The sequence below is a fragment of the Pseudomonas cichorii genome, from assembly GCF_019719005.1.
GTDB lineage: Bacteria > Pseudomonadota > Gammaproteobacteria > Pseudomonadales > Pseudomonadaceae > Aquipseudomonas > Aquipseudomonas cichorii_E.
This window is the reverse complement of record NZ_JAIGPJ010000037.1, coordinates 15,558-34,908: the sequence shown is the minus strand read 5'-3', so window position 1 is coordinate 34,908 and position 19,351 is coordinate 15,558. Positions and strand designations below refer to the sequence as shown.

Below are 19,351 nucleotides of genomic sequence, written 5' to 3'. Positions count from 1 at the left end.
CTCGCAAGCCCATCAGTTTTTTTCCAGCACCCCATAGACCACTTGATAAGTCGCGGGCAGCCCTGGCTCCTGACGGAACCTTTCGTACGCCTCGACCAAACCACGAATCCGCGCCCTCCCCGTCAAGCCACCGGGACGTCCGGGATTGAGATTATGCGCGCCCAATGCTTTCAGTTCATGGGTCAGGCTGCGCACATCCGGGTAATACAACACGTGAGGCCGAACCTCAAGACTGCGCACCCTCAAGCCACTGGCCGCGCACAACTGACGATAGTCATCCTGCTCGCGAAAGCGATTGACGTGTACCAGGCCATCGACGCTCTGCCAGCTTTCCCGCAACTCCTGAAGTGTGCCGACGCACAGACTGGAAAACGCGAATACACCGCTCGGCTGCAAGACACGACTGGCTTCACCGAGCACGGCAGCAAAGTCTGCACACCATTGCACCGCGAGGCTGGAGAACACCAGTTCGCAACGGTGCGCCTGCAACGGCAGGCGCTCGGCATCGCCTGCCACAAAGTGACAGGCGCCGCCCAAGGGACGGGCATGACGCAACATGCCTTGGGCGATATCCAGTGCAACACCTTCGCTTTGCGGGAAGGCCTGTCCCAGCACCCGGCTGAAATAACCCGTGCCGCACCCCAGATCCAGCCAGCGCGAAGGGCTCAGTGTTTCAGGCAAACGGGCGAACAGCTCATGACCGACTGCGCGCTGCAAATCAGCCACGCTGTCGTAACTGCCGGCAGCCCGGGAAAACGATTCGGCCACCTGACGCTTGTCAGGCAGGCCGCCCGGTAATTTCACGTGAGAAAGATCAGTCATCGTCCGACTCATGCAAGAAGGCCTGGATCGCCGCCGCCACGCCGTGAGGGTTTTCCAGAATGAAGGCATGGCTGGCCTGTTCAATCAGACCCACCTCAATATCCGGCAGCAACGCCAGCAGATCACCCGCAGCCTCGGCTGGCACGAACGCATCGTGCCCCGCAAACAGATGCAGTTGCGGCCCGCGATAGGTCTGCAAGGCACTGCGGGTATCGAGCTGCCCGAGGACTTTCAGGCCATCGACCAGCGTAGTCGTCGACGTCTGTGGCGCTCCGGCCTTGAGCAGCCGTGACAAGCCACGCGGGTCTTCAGCGCCTTGGGTACACAACAGGCTGAAACGCTTCAAAGTCGCTTCGGCGTCAGCCGAGCAACCAGCCAGAAAAGCCGAGAACTCGCCCTCCGCCATCGCATTGGGCCACGCGCCACGGGTCACGAAACTGGCATTGCTGGCCAGGGTCAGCAGGCCGCAGCAATCGTCGCCGCGTCGTGCCGCCAGCTCCGCAGCCAGCATGCCACCCAGCGACCAGCCGCCCAGCCAGACACCGGTCGGGATGTTGGCGTCCAGTTCGTCGAGCCATTCCTGAACGTCGCTGCTGTCGAGTTCCGGCAAGGGCTCGATCTCGACCCGCAAATGCTCGTCCAGCCCGCGCAAGGCGGCCGCCAGCGGCTCAAGTGGCGAGACCCCAAGGCCCCAACCGGGTAGCAGGATCAAACGATCACGCATGCTCGGACTCCATCGATTCACTTGCGCCCAGCAGCGGGTAACACTGCTCCAGTGCATTCAACAATAGCTGCACTTGCTCGGCACTGTGCGCGGCAGACAACGTCACCCGCAAACGGGCGCTGCCAGCGGGCACGGTCGGGGGGCGAATCGCCGTCACCAGCAAGCCCCGCTCGCGCAGCATCTGCGACAGGCGCAAGGCGCGCCCCGCATCGCCGATCATGATCGGCTGGATCGGTGTGAAGCTGTCCATCAGTTGCAGACCGATCTGCTCGGCGCCACGTCGAAACTGCTGGATCAAGCGCCCCAGATGCTCGCGACGCCAATGTTCGGTGCGCAGCAGTTCCAGGCTCTTGAGCGTGGCGCAGGCCAGCGCGGGCGGCTGGCTGGTTGTATAAATGTAGGGCCGGGCGAACTGGATCAGGGTTTCGATCAACTCCTCGCTGCCCGCCACAAAAGCACCCGAAGTGCCGAATGACTTACCCAGCGTGCCGACCAGCACAGGCACATCTTCCATGCTCAAGCCAAAGTGCTCGACGATACCCGCACCGTTGGCACCCAGCGGTCCGAAGCCATGGGCGTCGTCCACCATCAGCCAGGCGCCTCTGGCTTTTGCGGCTTGCGCCAGTGCAGGCAGGTCGGCGATATCGCCATCCATGCTGAACACGCCATCAGTCACCACCAGCGTATCGCCGATGGCTTTTTCCAGCCGGACACTCAGGCTGGCCACATCGTTATGCAGGTAGCGGGAAAAGCGCGCACCGCTGAGCAGGCCGGCATCCAGCAATGACGCATGATTGAGCCGGTCTTCCAGCACCGTATCGCCCTGCCCCACCAGCGCCGTGACGGCACCGAGGTTGGCCATATAGCCATTGGAAAACAACAACGCTCGCGGGCGGCCGGTGAGTTCGGCCAAGGCTTCTTCCAGTTCGTGATGCGGGCCGCTGTGGCCGATCACCAGATGCGAAGCGCCGCCACCCACGCCCCAACGTTCTGCGCCTGTCTGCCAGGCGGCGATCACTTCGGGATGATTGGCCAGCCCCATGTAATCGTTGTTGCAGAACGCCACAAGCGGCTGGCCATCCACCGTTACCTGCGGACCTTGCGGACTTTGCAGCAGCGGGCGCTGGCGATAGAGATGTTCAGCGCGACGGGCTTCAAGGCGCGTGCGGAGATCGAAAGACATGCAAGCCCCGGTCTTCGGAAAAGATGATTCAAACCGGGCCGCTCGCAGGCGACCCGGTCACGAGGATCAGGCAGACGCCGCGTCGTAGAACATGGCGCTGCTCTTCTGCTCGACCAGCGCCTGCTCGATGGCGGCCTGATGCACTTCATCGGCGTGCTCTTCACGGGCTTCGGGCTTGATACCCAGACGCGAGAACAACAGCATGTCCTTGTCAGCCTGCGGGTTGGCGGTGGTGAGCAACTTATCGCCATAGAAGATCGAGTTGGCACCGGCGAAGAACGCCAGGGCCTGCATCTGCTCGTTCATCGCCTCACGACCGGCCGACAGACGCACATGGGATTGCGGCATCAGAATACGGGCCACGGCCAGCATGCGGATGAAGTCGAACGGGTCGACGTCTTCGGCGTTCTCCAGCGGCGTACCGGCGACCTTCACCAGCATGTTGATCGGCACCGACTCCGGGTGCTCAGGCAGGTTTGCCAGCTGGATCAACAGGCCAGCGCGATCGTCCAGCGACTCGCCCATGCCCAGAATCCCGCCGGAACAGATCTTCATCCCTGCATCGCGCACATACGCCAGCGTCTGCAGACGCTCGCTGTAGGTGCGGGTGGTGATGATGCTGCCGTAGAACTCCGGCGAGGTGTCCAGGTTGTGGTTGTAGTAATCCAGACCGGCCTGGGCCAGCGCCTCGGTCTGATCCTGATCCAGACGCCCCAGGGTCATGCAGGTTTCCAGGCCCATGGCTTTGACGCCTTTGACCATTTCCAGCACGTAAGGCATGTCCTTGGCCGATGGGTGCTTCCAGGCTGCGCCCATGCAAAAACGGGTCGAACCGATGGCCTTGGCGCGAGCGGCCTCTTCCAGAACCTTCTGCACTTCCAGCAGCTTTTCCTTCTCAAGACCGGTGTTGTAGTGACCGGACTGCGGGCAGTACTTGCAGTCTTCAGGGCAGGCACCGGTCTTGATCGACAGCAGAGTGGAAACCTGAACGCGGTTGGCATCGAAGTGAGCGCGGTGCACGGTCTGCGCCTGAAACAGCAGGTCATTGAATGGCTGTACGAACAGCGCCTTGACCTCGGCTAAAGTCCAGTCGTGACGCAGAGTGGCGGTGGTGCTGGCGCTCATCGGGCGGCTCCTTGGTTTTATTCAGGCAGTGCGCCCAGGCGAGGAAAGCCCACAAGCGCTACACGGATGTTCGGCATATTTAAGGAAGAGCCATGCACTGTCAACCCAATCACAACCACGAGGTTTACATCTGGTTAAAAAGTAAACATATCTGTTTATTATGCGATGAATTCAGCGATGCGCCTTTTCCCGTTTGTGTGGCCTGCGAAACCGAGTTGCCCTGGCTTGGGGATCAGTGCCTGCAATGCGCCCTGCCGCTTCCGGTCTCCGGCATGAATTGCGGGCAATGCCTCAAACGACCACCGGCATTCACGGAAGTCATCGCGCCCTGGCTGTACGATTTTCCGGTGGACAGCCTGATTACGCGCTTCAAACACCAGAGCCGCTGGCCCATGGGGCGCTTGCTGGCGGAGCTGGCCGGGCAGTTTCTGCAGCACCGCTTTGACGAAGGCCTGGCCCGACCCGATTGCCTGTTGCCCGTTCCACTGGCCACCCGGCGTCTGCGCCAGCGTGGCTACAACCAGGCAGGCATGCTGGCCGGCTGGCTGGGCAAAGCCCTGAATCTGCCCGTGGATGAACACCGGTTACTGAGGACGCGTGAGACAACAGCCCAGCAAGGACTGGATGCCAAAACCCGCAAACGCAACCTCAACGGCGCCTTCAAGGTAGTCGATGAGGCCTGGATGCAAGGCAAACATCTGGCCTTGGTCGATGATGTACTGACCACAGGCTCCACAGCCGATGTGATTGCCCGCACCTTGCTCAGGAGCGGTGCCCGGCGGGTGGATGTCTATTGCCTGGCCAGAACGCCCAGGCCGGAGGGCTGATCTGCTTCTGGACGCCGACTTGTCTTACACTCGCCTTTCCCATCCGCCACTCAATCCGTCGCCATGCCCTTACCGACTCTGCTGACGCAACACATGGTCCGTCGCCCACAGCGTATCGAGTTGCTGCAACACATCGCCGAGCAAGGCTCCATCACACGGGCCGCCAAAAGCGCAGGCCTGAGTTACAAGGCGACCTGGGATGCCATCGATGAGCTGAACAATCTGGCGCAAAAGCCTCTGGTGGAGCGCAGTGTCGGCGGGCGTGGTGGCGGCGGTGCGAAACTGTCTGCCGAAGGTGAGCGTGTGCTGCGTCTTTATCAGCGATTGCAGGCACTGCAAGCCCAGGTGCTGGAGGCCACCGAAGAAAGCACGGACCTGGACCTGCTCAGTCGCCTGACCCTGCGCACCAGCGCCCGCAACCAGTTACTGGGCCGCATCGTGAGCATCACGCGACATGGGCACAACGACCATATTCGTCTGCAAATGGCCGACGAGGTGTTCATCGAGGCGCAGATTACCCATGACAGCACCCAGCGTCTGGACCTGCACATCGGCACGGATGTGGTCGCTCTTATCAAGGCGGGCTGGCTTGAGTTGTATCCCCACGGACACAAAGAAACAAATGGAAACAATTGCCTGTTCGGGCTGATAGACAGCATTCTCGACGCCAAAGACGGCCCTTCTGAAGTCCGCATCAGTTTGCCCGGAGGCCAGACGCTGTGCGCCTTGACGCCTTCTGCACAGCTTCAGGCCTTGCACTTGGGAACGGGCAGTCGGGTGCAGGTCAGGTTCGCGCCATCTCAGGTCTTGCTGGGTACACCTTTGTAAGCGCCTGTGTCGTCATCCCGGCGACACAATTTCGTCATATGCGGCAATTATCGTGGCTGCCACCTCTGTGGGAGCCGTGATGATGAAACTATTAGAAGAAAATCAATCAACCGACCTCGAAAAGATGGTCGGCCTCACTCGCCGTGGATTCATCGGCGCAGGTGCTCTGTGCGGTGCCGCAATGTTTCTGGGCGGCAACCTGCTGACCCGTAGCGCACTGGCCACCAGCGTCAGCGCTGCCTCGGGCAAGCTGCTGGGCTTTGACAGCATTCCAGCCGCCACCGCCGACACCATCAGCCTGCCGCCAGGCTACAAATCTTCGGTTCTCATCAGTTGGGGCCAGCCCTTGCAGGCAGGCGGCCCGGCCTTCGACCCGAGCGGCAAAGGCACTGCCAAGGCGCAGGAAGTGCAGTTCGGCGACAACAACGACGGCATGAGCCTGTTCCCGATGCCCGGCCATAAAGACCGTGCACTGATGGCCATCAACAACGAATACACCAACTACCGCTACCTCTTCGATCACGGCAAGGAGCCGCAATCGGCCGAAGAAGTGCAGAAGGCACTGGCTGCTGAAGGCGTATCGGTGATTGAAGTCCAGCAGAAGAACGGCCAGTGGCAGTTCGTGCAGGACTCCAGGTACAACCGCCGCATTCATGGCAACACGCCCATCGACCTGAGCGGCCCGGCTGCCGGTCATGAATGGCTCAAGACCGACGCCGACAAGGCGGGCAAGCATGCCTTGGGCACGTTCCAGAACTGCGCCAACGGCAAGACGCCGTGGGGCACTTACCTGACCTGCGAAGAAAACTTCACCGACTGTTTCGGTAGCAGCAATCCAGAACAGAAATTCGATGCAGGCCTCAAGCGCTATGGCGTCGTGGCTGCCAGCAAGGACATCAACTGGCATCAACACGACCCACGCTTCGACGTGGCCAAGAACCCCAACGAGGTCAACCGTCATGGCTGGGTGGTCGAGATCGACCCGTTCGACCCGAAATCCACGCCGATCAAACGCACTGCGCTGGGCCGCTTCAAGCATGAAAACGCCGCCCTGACCGAAACCAAGGGCGGTCGTGTCGTGGTGTACATGGGCGACGACGAGCGTGGCGAGTTCATCTACAAGTTCATCAGCCGCGACAAGATCGACCATCAGGATCACAAGGCCAACCGCAACCTGCTGGACCACGGCACGCTGTATGTCGCGCAGTTCGATGGCGGCGACAACAACCCGAATCGTCCGAAAGGCAAAGGCCAGTGGATCGAGTTGACCCACGGCAAGAACGGCCTGGATGCCGCTGCCGGTTTCAACAACCAGGCTGAAGTGCTGATTCATGCACGTCTGGCCGCCAGCGTGGTAAAAGCCACACGCATGGACCGCCCGGAATGGATCGTGGTCAGCCCCAAGGATGGCCAGGTTTATTGCACTCTCACCAACAACGCCAAGCGCGGCGATGACGGCCAGCCGGTCGGCGGGCCGAACCCGAGGGCCAAGAACCAGTACGGGCAGATCCTGCGCTGGAAAGAAGCCGAAGATAACGCCTCGGCCATGGAGTTCGAGTGGGACCTGTTCGTGGTTGCGGGCAACCCGGTGGTGCATGCCGGCAAGCCACAAGGCGGGTCGAGCAACGTCAATGCCCAGAACATGTTCAACAGCCCGGACGGCCTGAGCTTCGACGAGGCCGGTCGCCTGTGGATACAGACCGATGGCGACTCCAGCAACAAGGGCGACTTCGCTGGCATGGGCAATAACCAGATGCTCTGCGCCGACCCGCACAGCGGCGAGATCCGTCGTTTTCTGGTCGGGCCGATTGGTTGCGAAGTGACCGGCATCAGCTTCGCGCCGGACTACAAGACGATGTTCGTCGGCATCCAGCACCCGGGCGAAAACGGCGGCTCCACCTTCCCCGAGCACCAGCCCAACGGCAAGCCCCGCTCTTCGGTGATGGTGATTACCCGTGAAGATGGCGGCATTATCGGCGCCTGATTCCAGCCGAATTTATTCGCGAGAAGCTCCATTCGCGAATAAATTCGCTCCTACGGCAAAACTGCGAGCACTCTGCGTTACCATCAGCAGTCCAACGCGGCGACTTGCTGCGCGCAGGAGTCAGCATGGCCCACCCGTTTGCAACACTCACCCCCGATCTCGTTCTCGACGCCGTAGAAAGCATCGGCTTTCTCAGTGATGCCCGTGTCCTGGCCCTCAACAGTTACGAGAACCGGGTCTATCAAGTCGGTATCGAAGACGAACAGCCCTTGATCGCCAAGTTCTATCGTCCGCAACGGTGGAGCAACGAAGCGATTCTTGAAGAACACAGCTTCACCTTCGAACTGGCAGAAGTCGAAGTGCCAGTCGTAGCCCCTCTGGTGCATGACGGTAAAACCCTGTTCGAGCACGGTGACTTCCGCTTCACGCTGTTCCCGCGCCGTGGCGGACGTGCGCCGGAGCCGGGCAACCTCGATCAGCTCTATCGACTGGGCCAGTTGCTGGGGCGCATCCATGCAGTGGGCGCAACCCGGCCGTTCGAGCATCGCGAAGCCCTGGCCGTGAAAAACTTCGGCCATGATTCCCTCGACTACCTGCTGAGCAACGATTGCATTCCGCGCAGCCTGCTCCCGGCCTACGAGTCCGTCGCCCGGGACCTGCTCAAGCGTGTCGAGGATGTCTACGCCGCAACACCCCACAGCAATATCCGCATCCATGGCGACTGCCATCCCGGCAACATGATGTGCCGCGACGAAATGTTCCACATTGTCGATCTGGACGACTGCCGAATGGGACCCGCCGTACAAGATATCTGGATGATGCTGGCAGGTGATCGCCAGGAATGTCTGGGACAATTGTCGGAACTGATGGACGGCTACAACGAGTTTCACGACTTCGATCCCGCCGAACTGGCGCTCATCGAGCCGTTGCGCGCCCTGCGCCTGATGCATTACAGCGCCTGGCTGGCGCGACGCTGGGACGATCCGGCCTTCCCGCGCAGCTTTCCGTGGTTCGGCACCGAACGCTATTGGGGCGACCATATCCTGGCCCTGCGTGAACAGTTGTCAGCCCTTAACGAAGAACCTCTGAAACTGTTCTGAAACCTGTTGTTGAGTACAAGGACGCTACATGCAAGCTGCCAACCCACGCCGTGGATACATTCTTGGCCTGAGTGCTTACATCATCTGGGGCCTGTTCCCGATGTATTTCAAACTCCTGGCCGCGGTTCCTGCCCTTGAGATCATCATTCACCGGGCGATCTGGTCGGCGCTGTTCGGCTCCCTGCTGCTCCTGTTCTGGAAACATCCCGGCTGGTGGCGCGAGCTGCGGGAAAACCCGCAACGGCTGGCGGTACTGGCACTCAGCGGCAGCCTGATTGCCTGCAACTGGATGGTTTACGTATGGGCCGTGAACAACGGGCGCATGGTCGAGGCCAGCCTGGGTTACTACATCAACCCGCTGGTCAATGTGCTGCTCGGGATGTTGCTGCTGGGCGAGCGCCTGCGACGTCTGCAATGGCTGGCGGTACTGCTGGCTGCCGCCGGAGTGGCCCAGCAGGTCTGGCAGGTTGGCAATCTGCCGTGGGTGTCGCTGCTGTTGCCTCTGACATTCGGTTTCTACGGCCTGATCCGCAAGAAAGCTCCGGTAGCCGCACTGCCCGGTCTGGTGGTGGAAACCTGGATGCTGGTCCCTCTGGCCATGGCCTGGTTGCTGCTCAACCCGATGGCCCAGACCGCACAGCCTGAATTCTGGACCACCAGCCAGGCACTGTGGCTGGCAGCGGCAGGTCCGGTGACGCTGGTGCCTCTGGTCTGCTTCAATGCCGCCGCCCGCCACTTGCCCTACACCACACTGGGCTTTCTGCAATACATAGCGCCGACCCTGGTTCTGTCACTTGCAGTGTTGTTGTATGGCGAGCACCTGAACATCAGCACCATCATCACCTTCGTCTGCATCTGGGCAGGACTGGCGATCTACAGCGTCGATGCCTGGCTGAGCCTGCGCCGCCGCACCTGATCAAAAAACATACAACCCTTTGCACGCCACGTTCTACATGGCCTGCAAAGGGTTCTCCAACGGTTATCCACAGGCAGGTTCACCTTATTTGTGCACAAGCCATTGAAACTGTTGAATTTTTGATCAATCCCTGCAAAGCCTTGCCTCTCAAGGCGCACAAGGCAATCTCCCCAGGTTATCCACAGGCGGGTGCACGGTTAATCTGGATAACCTGCAGTAGTGCGGTAGCAGCTACTCAAATATCCGTCTTCAACACCAACTCCACCATCAGATCATCCGCCAGGGTTTCCAGCCGGGCCTGCAGATCGTCCAGTGAAAGCGTGAGAGGCACGCCCAGTACGGCATCGGCATGGAACAGCAGTTCGCTGCTCATGGGTGCCGGGGAGATGTCGGTGATCAGGCTTTCGACGTTGACGCCCTGTCCGGTCAGCAAGCGGGTGATATCGCGCACGATGCCGGGCCGGTCATTGCCCACCAGTTGCATGCTGATGGTTTTCCAGGAGCCGAGGGCTTCGGCGGTGCTTTCGGCCAGTTGCACATGAATGCCGTGGACCGTCAGCACTCGCAAGGCCTGGATCAGTTCATCGTGGCTTTCGGCAGGGACACCGACCCGCAGGATACCGGCGAACTGTCCGGCCATCCGGGACATGCGGCTCTCCAGCCAATTGCCGCCATGATCAGCGATGCATTGGGCGATACGTCGACCTGGCCCGGTTTGTCGGGTGCAACCACAGTGACTACGAGATGATTCACAGGTGACTTCCTCTGCGTTCAAAAAGGTGCCGTCAGACCCCGGCGGATGTCGCGAAAGTATAGGCAAGGTTCACGCAGGCACCCTAAAGCACAGAACGTGTACCATTTTGATAATTATCTGGAACAATCGACGTCATTTTTGAGAACATCCGGCTCGGCAGCGTGACTGGTCGTGAAACTTCAGTCGTTTGGTGACATATTCATCCCCCATCGCTGCTGCTCATGTAGTATTCCGCGGCGCGCACTACATAACACCGAAACCAATAACAGAGCGCTCCTTGAGTGAGCTCGACCTGCTGAGCAGAGTGAGGCAAGTGCAATGACTGAGTACGTTCAAGTCGGTGACCTGCAGGTCGCCAAAGTCCTGTTCGACTTCGTGCAGAACGAAGCCACCCCGGGAACCGGCATCGATGCCGCAGTGTTCTGGGCCGGGGCTGACAAACTGATCCATGAGCTTGCGCCAAAGAACAGAGCCCTGCTCGCCAGACGTGATGACTTGCAGGCAAGAATCGATGCCTGGCACCAGTCCAATGCCGGACAGGCCCACGACGCCTCGGCTTACAAAGCTTTCCTTCAGGAAATCGGTTATCTGCTGCCAGAAGCGGCAGACTTCCAGATCACGACGCAAAACGTCGACGAAGAAATCGCCACCATGGCAGGCCCGCAACTGGTCGTGCCGGTCATGAACGCCCGCTTCGCCCTCAATGCCTCCAATGCACGCTGGGGTTCGCTGTATGACGCGCTCTATGGCACCGATGCCATCAGCGAAGAAGGCGGTGCCGAAAAGGGCAAGGGCTACAACAAGGTCCGCGGCGACAAGGTGATTGCCTTCGCCCGCGCCTTCCTGGACGAAGCCGCGCCACTGGCGGCCGGTTCGCACGTCGACTCGACGGCCTATAAGCTGATCGATGGCAAACTGGTCATCAGCCTCAAGGGCGGCAGCAATACCGGCCTCAAGGATGACGCACAACTGATCGGTTTCCAGGGTGATCCTTCTGCACCGCTGGCCATTCTGCTCAAGCACAATGGCCTGCACTTCGAGATCCAGATCGATGCTTACAGCCCGGTCGGCCTGACGGACCCGGCAGGTGTGAAAGACATCCTCATGGAAGCCGCGCTGACCACCATCATGGACTGCGAAGACTCCATCGCCGCAGTCGATGCCGACGACAAGGTCGTGGTGTACCGCAACTGGCTGGGCCTGATGAAAGGCGATCTGGCCGAAGAAGTCTCCAAGGGCGGCGAAACCTTTACCCGCACCATGAACCCCGACCGCGTCTACACCACGCCCGAAGGCAATGAAGTCACGCTGCATGGCCGCTCGTTGCTGTTCATCCGCAACGTGGGTCACCTGATGACCATCGATGCGATTCTGGACAAACAGGGCAACGAAGTGCCGGAAGGCATTCTGGATGGCCTGCTGACCAGCCTTGCTGCGATCCACAACCTCAAGGGCAATACGTCGCGCAGCAACAGCCGCAGCGGCTCGGTGTACATCGTCAAACCCAAGATGCATGGCCCGGAAGAAGCCGCATTCACCAATGAACTGTTCGGTAGCGTAGAGCAGGTGCTGGGCTTGCCGCGCAACACACTGAAAGTCGGGATCATGGACGAAGAGCGCCGCACCACGGTCAACCTCAAGGCCTGTATCCAGGCGGCGAGCGAGCGTGTGGTGTTCATCAACACCGGTTTCCTGGACCGCACCGGCGACGAGATCCATACCTCCATGGAAGCGGGCCCTGTGGTGCGCAAGGCGCAGATGAAGGCCGAGAAGTGGATCGGTGCCTACGAGAACTCCAACGTCGATATCGGCCTCAAGTGCGGCCTGCAAGGCCGGGCTCAGATCGGCAAGGGCATGTGGGCCATGCCGGACCTGATGGCCGCGATGCTGGAGCAGAAAATCGCCCATCCGCTGGCAGGTGCCAATACCGCGTGGGTGCCCTCGCCTACCGCTGCCGCCCTGCACGCCTTGCACTATCACAAGGTCGACGTGTTCGCGCGTCAGGCCGAACTGGCGCAACGAGTGCCCGCTTCGGTGGACGACATCCTCACCATCCCGCTGGCCCCACAGGTCAACTGGACGCCTGAAGAAATTCGGAACGAGCTGGACAACAATGCCCAGGGCATTCTTGGCTACGTCGTACGCTGGATCGATCAGGGCGTGGGTTGTTCGAAAGTGCCTGACATCAATGACATCGGCCTGATGGAAGACCGTGCCACGCTGCGCATCTCCAGCCAGCACATGGCCAACTGGCTGCGCCATGGCGTGGTCACCGAAGCGCAGGTGCTGGAAAGTCTCAAGCGCATGGCACCGGTGGTGGATCGTCAGAACGCCAACGACCCGCTATACCGCCCGCTGGCCCCGGATTTCGATAGCAATATCGCATTCCAGGCCGCCGTCGAGCTGGTGGTACAAGGCACTAAACAGCCTAACGGCTACACCGAGCCAGTGCTGCATCGTCGTCGTCGGGAGTTCAAGGCTCAAAGCAGGTAGTGGTTTTCGCGACTGAAGTCGCGAAAGCTACAAGCTACAAGCTACAAGCTACAAGCTACAAGCTAAGAGCACAGCGCCCGCTTTTTCTTGCAGCTTGAAGCTTGTAGCTCAATCTCTCCTACGAGCCGAGAGCGACTTCAGGCTCAGGCCATCCCCAACTCACGCTTCACCAACCTCACAAGCTGCTTGGTATTGAGCGGTTTGAGCAGGAAGTCCACCACACTCAAATGCATGGCATCGATGGCATCGCGCACGTTGGCGTCGCCTGAAACGATGATGATAGGCAAAGCTGCGCGTTCGGAGTCGCGGACCTGGCGGATGAGGTCCAGCCCGTCGCAAGGCGCCATGCGCAGATCGGTGATCAGCAGGCCTATGGACTGACGGGTTTCAAGCAGCTCCATGGCGCTGTTGCCGCCACCAGCCGTCAAACAACTGATGTCATTGAGACTAAGAATTTCTGCCAGCAACTCACGGGCGTCGCTGTCGTCATCGACGATCAGCACACGTTGCGGCAAGTCACGATTGGACTGGAGCATGACCTCTGTAAGGGCGTCGCGCTCTTCATCGCTCAAGATGTCGTGGTCACTCATTACAGTCTCATCATTCCCTGGACTAATTCCTACAGCAGATCAGGTTAAATCTGCAGCGCACTTTACGGGCCTCCCAGCCGGGTATTCGAGCGCGATCCCATGCGTTCGTCAAAACAGTTCTACACAAACCTGTGCATCAGGGCACTACCTGTCAGCGTAAGACTTACGTCCAATGGGCACTACGGCCCAAGCGGTCGACCATGACAACCAATAACAAAAACGCGGTACAAGTCATGAACAAAGCCGACGCGTTCAACCAGGCAGGCAAAACTGCGGTGTTGCAGAACATCCACGGCACCATGCAGTTCCTGCAAAGATTCCCGCCATTCAATCAGATGGAAAACGCCCATCTGGCATATCTGGTTGAACAGTGCCAACTACGTTTTTACGCCTGCGACGAGAGCATCATCAAGCCGGCAGATGGTGCAGTAGAGCACTTTTATATCGTTAAGCAAGGCCGAGTGGTAGGGGAACGACCACATTCGGCAAAAGGTGGCACCGAAACCACCTTTGAAATCACCACTGGAGAATGCTTCCCGCTGGCGGCTCTGTTGGGCGAACGGGCCACACGCACCGAACATCTGGCAGCCGAAGATACTTTTTGCCTGCAATTGAACAAGCAGGCCTTCATCAAGCTGTTTGCACTGTCCACCACTTTCCGGGACTTCGCCTTGCGCGGCGTCAGCAGCCTGCTGGATCAGGTCAATCATCAAGTCCAGCAACGCGCCGTGGAAACCCTGGGCACTCAATACTCCCTGAATACCCGTCTTGGCGAACTGGCCATGCGCCATCCGGTGATGTGCAGCCCTGAAACGCCGATGCGCGAAGCTGTGAAAATGATGCATGAGCAGCAAGTGGGCAGCATCGTGATTGTCGATGAGGAGCAGGCACCGCTCGGGATCTTCACCCTGCGGGACTTGCGCGAAGCGGTTGCCGACGTGAATGCCGACTTCAGCCAGCCCATCAGGCACACCATGAGCCAGGCGCCGTTTCACCTGAGCCCCGACGCCAGCGCCTTCGATGCGGCCATCGCCATGACCGGCCGCCATATTGCCCATGTCTGTCTGGTCAAGAACGGACGCCTGTGCGGCGTGGTATCGGAGCGCGACCTGTTTTCCCTGCAACGTGTGGATCTGGTGCATCTGGCCCGCACCATTCGCAATGCACCACGGATCGAAGCACTGACCAATCTGCGCGGCGATATTGTGCAACTGGTCGACCGCATGCTGGCCCACGGCGCCTCTTCGACCCAGATCACCCAGATCATCACCCTGCTCAACGACCATACTGTCTGCCGGGTCATCGAATTGACCCTGGAAGAAAGAGGCGACCCCGGCGTGCCCTTCAGTTGGCTGTGTTTCGGCAGTGAGGGACGGCGCGAGCAAACCCTGCACACCGATCAGGACAACGGCATTCTGTTCGAAGCCAGCGATGCCGTGCAGGCAGCCGAAATACGCACGCTGTTGCTGCCCATCGCCGAACGCATCAATCAGAGCCTTGCCCTGTGCGGCTTCAGCCTGTGCAAAGGCAATATCATGGCCAGCAATCCCGACCTGTGCCTGTCGCGCAGCGAATGGTCCAGACGCTTCTCGTCCTTCGTGCGCGAAGCCACGCCTGAAAACCTGCTGGCATCGAGTATCTACTTTGATCTGCGAGTGGTCTGGGGCGACGAAGCCGGGTGTGAACAATTACGCCGCGGCATTCTCGATCAGGTCGCAGACAATCGCCTGTTCCAGCGCATGATGGCCGATAACGCTCTACGGCAGCGCCCTCCTGTCGGGCGTTTCAAGGATTTCGTGCTGGCGCGCAAAGGCAGCGACAAAGACACTCTGGACCTGAAAACCGAAGGCCTGACGCCATTTGTCGATGGCGCACGGTTGCTTGCGCTGGCCAATGGCATCGGTGCCAACAACACACTGGAGCGACTGCGGCAACTGGTGGAGCGCGAGGTCATCGACCCGCTGGACGGCGCCGCCTATGAAGAGGCTTATCACTTCATCCAGCAGACCCGCATGCTGCAACATCAGTTGCAAAGCCGTCAGAACCTGCCGTACTCCAACCGCATCGACCCGGACACCCTCAACCACCTGGACCGGCGCATCCTGCGCGAATCATTTCGCCAGGCACAGCGCCTGCAAACCAGCCTGACCATGCGTTATCAACTATGAATCTGTTCGAGTGGCTACGACCACGACCGAAAAAGACGCCGCTGGAGCAGCAGCACCTGCAGCGTCTGGCAGAGCTGCCAGCCTTCGCGCCGCTGAACGAGGAGTCCTTGCGCAAGCAGCGCTGGGTCGTGCTCGACCTGGAAACCAGCGGCCTGAACATGAACCGCGATCAGGTCCTGTCCATCGGTGCCGTGGTGATAGAAGACGGTGCCATCGATCTGGGCCAACAGTTCGAGCGCACGATTCTACGCGTCGATCACAAGGTCAGCCCGGCCGTGCTGATTCACGGTCTGGCACCCAGCACCATCGCCGCGGGCAGCGAGCCGGTGGAGGCTTTTCTGGACTTCCTGGAGTTCGCAGGCTCAAGCCCGGTGCTGGCGTTCCATGCACCGTTCGACCAGCACATGTTGTCCCGCGCCCTGAAGGACAGCCTGGATTATCGCTTGCAGCATCCGTTCTTCGATGTCGCTGAAATCGCCCCGATGCTCTGCCCGGACGCCAACCTGCGTCAGGCTGGCCTGGACGACTGGACGAACTTTTTCGGGCTGCACGCCGAAGAGCGTCACCATGCCAGCGCCGATGCGCTGGTCACGGCTGAACTGGCCTTGATCCTGTTCAGCCATGCACGCCGCCAGGGCATAGACAGTCCCGCCCGCCTGGAGGAATCCCTGGGCCAATGGCGCAGGCGCAAGCAGAACCATTCGTTTTGATGTCTGTATTTCGCGAATGAATTCGCTCCTACGCGGCCACCGGTAGATTAGCGAAAACCATCCTAAAGCCCTTTCGAGGGCTTTTTTTATGCCCGATGAAAAAAGCCCGACCAATGTGAACTTTTGTTAAAAAAAAATACTTCACATTATCTACTCACTGATTCACTATCAGATTCACAGATCAGAACAATATCGCCCGTTTGCCAGCTCCACAGGCATCGGCACTGACTTGAGGATTGCATCATGACTACGAAGAATGTTGGCGTTATCGGCCTGGGTGCCATGGGTCTGGGCATTGCCCGTTCGCTGCTGCGCAGCGGCTTCAATGTCCATGCCTGCGATGTTCGCACCAGCGTGACCGAAGCGTTCGCTCAGGAAGGCGGTGTTGCCTGTGACTCGCCTGCCAGCATGGCCGCGGCCTGTGATGTGATCATTACCGTCGTCGTCAACGCCGAACAGACTGAAACAGTCCTCTTTGGCGAGAACGGTGCCATCGGCGCACTGCGTCCCGGCAGCCTGGTCATCGGTTGCGCCACCGTCGCTCCAACCTTCGCAGTCGAACTGGGCCAGCGCCTGGTCGATCAAGGCCTGCTGTACCTCGATGCACCTATCTCCGGCGGCGCTGCCAAGGCAGCAGCCGGTCAGATGACCATGATGACTTCCGGCCCGGCCGAGTCCTACGCCAAGGCAGAAGCCGTGCTCAACGGCATGGCGGGCAAGGTCTATCGCCTGGGCGATGTCCATGGTCTGGGCTCGAAAGTCAAAATCATCAACCAGCTGCTGGCTGGCGTACACATCGCGGCAAGCGCCGAAGCCATGGCCCTGGGCCTGCGCGAAGGTGTCGATGCCGACGCCCTGTACGAAGTGATCACCAACAGCGCCGGTAACTCGTGGATGTTCGAGAACCGTGTGCCGCACATCCTCAACGCGGATTACACCCCGCTGTCGGCGGTGGACATTTTCGTCAAGGATCTGGGCCTGGTACTGGATACCGCCCGCACCAGCAAATTCCCGCTGCCGCTGTCGGCCACCGCTCACCAGATGTTCATGCAGGCTTCCAGCGCCGGTTTCGGCCGTGAAGATGACTCCGCGGTGATCAAAATCTTCCCGGGCATCGAACTGCCAAAAGCCAAACCGGAACAAGCCTGAGGAGCGCCCCATGACTTCGACTTCCTCTCGCCCGTTGCTGGGCTGCATCGCCGATGACTTCACCGGTGCCACAGACCTGGCCAACATGCTGGTTCGCGGCGGCATGCGCACCGTGCAAAGTATCGGCATCCCGAGCGCTGAAATGGCGGCCGGTCTCGATGCCGACGCTATCGTGATCGCGCTCAAATCACGCACCACACCAACCGCCGAAGCCATCGATGAATCGCTGGCTGCACTCCAATGGCTGCGTGAACGCGGCTGTGAGCAGATCTTCTTCAAGTACTGCTCCACCTTCGACTCGACAGCCGCTGGCAACATCGGCCAGGTCAGCGAAGCCCTGCTGGAAAAACTCGGCAGCGACTTCACCCTGGCGTGCCCTGCGTTCCCGGAAAACGGCCGCACGATCTTCCGTGGCCACTTGTTTGTTCAGGACCAGTTGCTCAACGAATCCGGCATGCAGAACCACCCGCTGACACCCATGACCGACGCCAACCTTGTGCGTGTCCTGCAGGAACAGACCAGCAAGAAAGTCGGCCTGTTGCGCTATGACACCGTGGCCAAGGGCGCAGAAGCCGTGCGCAGCAAGATCGCCGAGCTGCGCGCCGATGGCGTGGGCATGGCGATTGCCGATGCCGTGTCCGATGCCGACCTCTATGTGCTGGGCGAAGCCTGTGCCGACCTGCCGCTGCTGACCGGTGGTTCGGGTCTGGCACTGGGCCTGCCGGGCAACTTCCGCAAGGCAGGCAAGCTGCGCGATATCGATGCTGCAAAACAGGCCGCCGTCAGCGGTGGCGAAGTCGTACTGGCAGGCAGCGCTTCGGTGGCCACCAATGGTCAGGTCGCGGCCTGGCTGGAAGACAACCGCCCTGCGCTGCGCATCAATCCGCTGGAGCTGGCGGCAGGCAAGCCGGTGGTCGAGCAGGCCCTGGCTTTCGCCCGCGATGCCGGGCAAACCGTTCTGATCTACGCCACCAGCACGCCGGATGAAGTCAAGGCCGTGCAAAAGGAGCTGGGTGTCGAACGCTCCGGCGCCATGGTCGAAGAGGCTTTGGGCCAGATCGCCAAAGGCTTGCTGGACGCTGGCGTGCGTCGCTTTGTCGTCGCCGGTGGCGAAACGTCGGGTGCCGTGGTTCAGGCGCTGGGCGTGCAACTGCTGCAGATCGGCGCACAGATCGATCCGGGCGTTCCGGCGACCGTCAGCAGCGGCGCACAACCGCTGGCGCTGGCACTCAAGTCCGGCAACTTCGGTGCCCGTGACTTCTTCGCCAAGGCCCTCAAACAACTGGCAGGAGAAGCTTGATGAGCAGCGAAAAAGCCCTGCGCGAAGAAATCTGCGATGTCGGCAGGCTGCTTTATGGCCGTGGCTACACGGTCGGCAGCGCCGGCAACATCAGCGCCCGCCTCGACGATGGCTGGCTGATCACTCCGACCGACGCCTGCCTGGGCCGTCTGGACCCGGCGGATATCGCCAAGGTCAATCTGGCGGGCGAATGGGTGTCCGGCAACAAGCCGTCCAAGACCCTGGCCCTGCATCGCGAGGTCTATGACCGCAACCCTGAAGTGGGCGGCGTGGTGCATACCCACTCCACGCATCTGGTGGCGCTGACCCTGGCTGGCGTCTGGAAAGAAGACGACATCCTGCCGCCATTGACCCCGTATCAGGTCATGAAAGTCGGGCATATCCCGCTGATTGGCTATGAACGTCCGGGCTCCCCGAAAGTCGCCGAGCGCGTCGCCCAACTGGCCAACAGTGTGCGCGGCGTGATGCTGGAGCGACTGGGCCCGGTGGTCTGGGAAAGCTCGGTCGCCAAGGCCTGCTACGCCCTGGAAGAACTCGAAGAAACCGCTCGCCTGTGGCTGATGACCAACCCCAAGCCTGCGCCACTGGACCCGGCAGCCCTCGAAGAGCTGCGTCAGGTCTTCGGCGCGAAGTGGTAACTCGCAAGTATTGATCGGGAGTTGCCTGGCGACTCCCGAC

General features: G+C 60.3%; 16 protein-coding genes and 1 pseudogene. 11 read left to right on the top strand and 6 right to left on the bottom strand.

Annotated features, from left to right (window positions below; translation table 11 throughout):
* Positions 1-12 precede the first annotated feature (12 nt).
* The 4 genes from bioC to bioB form a co-directional block, all read right to left on the bottom strand.
* Positions 13-822 (bottom strand): malonyl-ACP O-methyltransferase BioC, encoded by an 810-nt coding sequence (gene bioC / locus K5D32_RS21525; RefSeq protein ID WP_221601757.1) that lies wholly within the window; start codon positions 820-822, stop codon positions 13-15.
* On the bottom strand, positions 815-1,546 hold the full coding sequence (locus tag K5D32_RS21520) for an alpha/beta fold hydrolase (RefSeq protein ID WP_221601756.1): 732 nt from the start codon (positions 1,544-1,546) through the stop codon (positions 815-817). The genes bioC and K5D32_RS21520 overlap by 8 nt, the downstream gene beginning before the upstream one ends.
* Positions 1,539-2,729, bottom strand: a complete 1,191-nt coding sequence (gene bioF, locus K5D32_RS21515; protein WP_221601755.1) for an 8-amino-7-oxononanoate synthase — start codon at positions 2,727-2,729, stop codon at positions 1,539-1,541. The genes K5D32_RS21520 and bioF overlap by 8 nt, the downstream gene beginning before the upstream one ends.
* A gap of 66 nt (positions 2,730-2,795) precedes the next feature.
* Positions 2,796-3,854 (bottom strand): biotin synthase BioB, encoded by a 1,059-nt coding sequence (bioB, locus tag K5D32_RS21510; RefSeq protein ID WP_198727614.1) that lies wholly within the window; start codon positions 3,852-3,854, stop codon positions 2,796-2,798.
* Positions 3,855-3,946: 92 nt separating this feature from the next.
* Between bioB and K5D32_RS21505 the strand changes: the two genes are divergently transcribed.
* The 5 genes from K5D32_RS21505 to rarD all read left to right on the top strand — a co-directional run bounded on the left by K5D32_RS21505 (position 3,947) and on the right by rarD (position 9,509).
* A complete protein-coding gene (locus K5D32_RS21505; RefSeq protein WP_221593594.1) occupies positions 3,947-4,681 on the top strand; it encodes a ComF family protein in 735 nt (244 codons plus the stop codon).
* A gap of 63 nt (positions 4,682-4,744) precedes the next feature.
* Entirely contained in the window at positions 4,745-5,509 is a 765-nt protein-coding gene (locus tag K5D32_RS21500) for a TOBE domain-containing protein (RefSeq protein WP_221601753.1), read from the top strand.
* A gap of 82 nt (positions 5,510-5,591) precedes the next feature.
* Entirely contained in the window at positions 5,592-7,493 is a 1,902-nt protein-coding gene (locus tag K5D32_RS21495; RefSeq protein WP_221601772.1) for a PhoX family phosphatase, read from the top strand.
* A gap of 125 nt (positions 7,494-7,618) precedes the next feature.
* The gene (locus K5D32_RS21490) at positions 7,619-8,593 is read left to right on the top strand and encodes a serine/threonine protein kinase (RefSeq protein ID WP_221577172.1); all 975 of its coding nucleotides are present in this window, start codon (positions 7,619-7,621) and stop codon (positions 8,591-8,593) included.
* Positions 8,594-8,621: 28 nt separating this feature from the next.
* The gene (gene rarD, locus K5D32_RS21485) at positions 8,622-9,509 is read left to right on the top strand and encodes an EamA family transporter RarD (RefSeq protein WP_221601752.1); all 888 of its coding nucleotides are present in this window, start codon (positions 8,622-8,624) and stop codon (positions 9,507-9,509) included.
* Between the two features lie 235 nt (positions 9,510-9,744).
* On the opposite strand, the pseudogene K5D32_RS21480 reads toward rarD, so the two are convergent.
* Positions 9,745-10,262: pseudogene (locus K5D32_RS21480) on the bottom strand (glycine cleavage system protein R).
* A 319-nt stretch (positions 10,263-10,581) separates the two neighbouring features.
* Here K5D32_RS21480 and K5D32_RS21475 point away from each other — a divergent pair.
* Positions 10,582-12,756, top strand: a complete 2,175-nt coding sequence (locus K5D32_RS21475) for a malate synthase G (protein WP_221601750.1) — start codon at positions 10,582-10,584, stop codon at positions 12,754-12,756.
* Between the two features lie 143 nt (positions 12,757-12,899).
* Here the strand turns inward: K5D32_RS21475 and K5D32_RS21470 are convergent, their stop codons facing one another.
* Positions 12,900-13,346 (bottom strand): response regulator, encoded by a 447-nt coding sequence (locus K5D32_RS21470; RefSeq protein ID WP_198727606.1) that lies wholly within the window; start codon positions 13,344-13,346, stop codon positions 12,900-12,902.
* Positions 13,347-13,579: 233 nt separating this feature from the next.
* Here K5D32_RS21470 and K5D32_RS21465 point away from each other — a divergent pair, with 233 nt between their 5' ends.
* From K5D32_RS21465 to K5D32_RS21445, 5 genes are all read left to right on the top strand, one after another.
* Complete coding sequence (locus K5D32_RS21465; protein WP_221601749.1) at positions 13,580-15,514, top strand: putative nucleotidyltransferase substrate binding domain-containing protein; 1,935 nt, start codon at positions 13,580-13,582, stop codon at positions 15,512-15,514.
* Positions 15,511-16,224, top strand: a complete 714-nt coding sequence (locus K5D32_RS21460) for a PolC-type DNA polymerase III (protein WP_221577177.1) — start codon at positions 15,511-15,513, stop codon at positions 16,222-16,224. The genes K5D32_RS21465 and K5D32_RS21460 overlap by 4 nt, the downstream gene beginning before the upstream one ends.
* Positions 16,225-16,467: 243 nt before the next feature.
* Positions 16,468-17,373: an L-threonate dehydrogenase gene (gene ltnD / locus K5D32_RS21455; RefSeq protein WP_198727604.1), complete on the top strand. Its 906-nt coding sequence runs from the start codon at positions 16,468-16,470 to the stop codon at positions 17,371-17,373.
* 10 nt (positions 17,374-17,383) lie between these two features.
* Positions 17,384-18,673, top strand: coding sequence for a 3-oxo-tetronate kinase (otnK, locus tag K5D32_RS21450; protein ID WP_221601747.1), 1,290 nt, complete (start codon positions 17,384-17,386; stop codon positions 18,671-18,673).
* Entirely contained in the window at positions 18,673-19,311 is a 639-nt protein-coding gene (locus K5D32_RS21445) for an aldolase (RefSeq protein WP_025262219.1), read from the top strand. The genes otnK and K5D32_RS21445 overlap by 1 nt, the downstream gene beginning before the upstream one ends.
* The last annotated feature ends 40 nt before the right edge of the window (positions 19,312-19,351 follow it).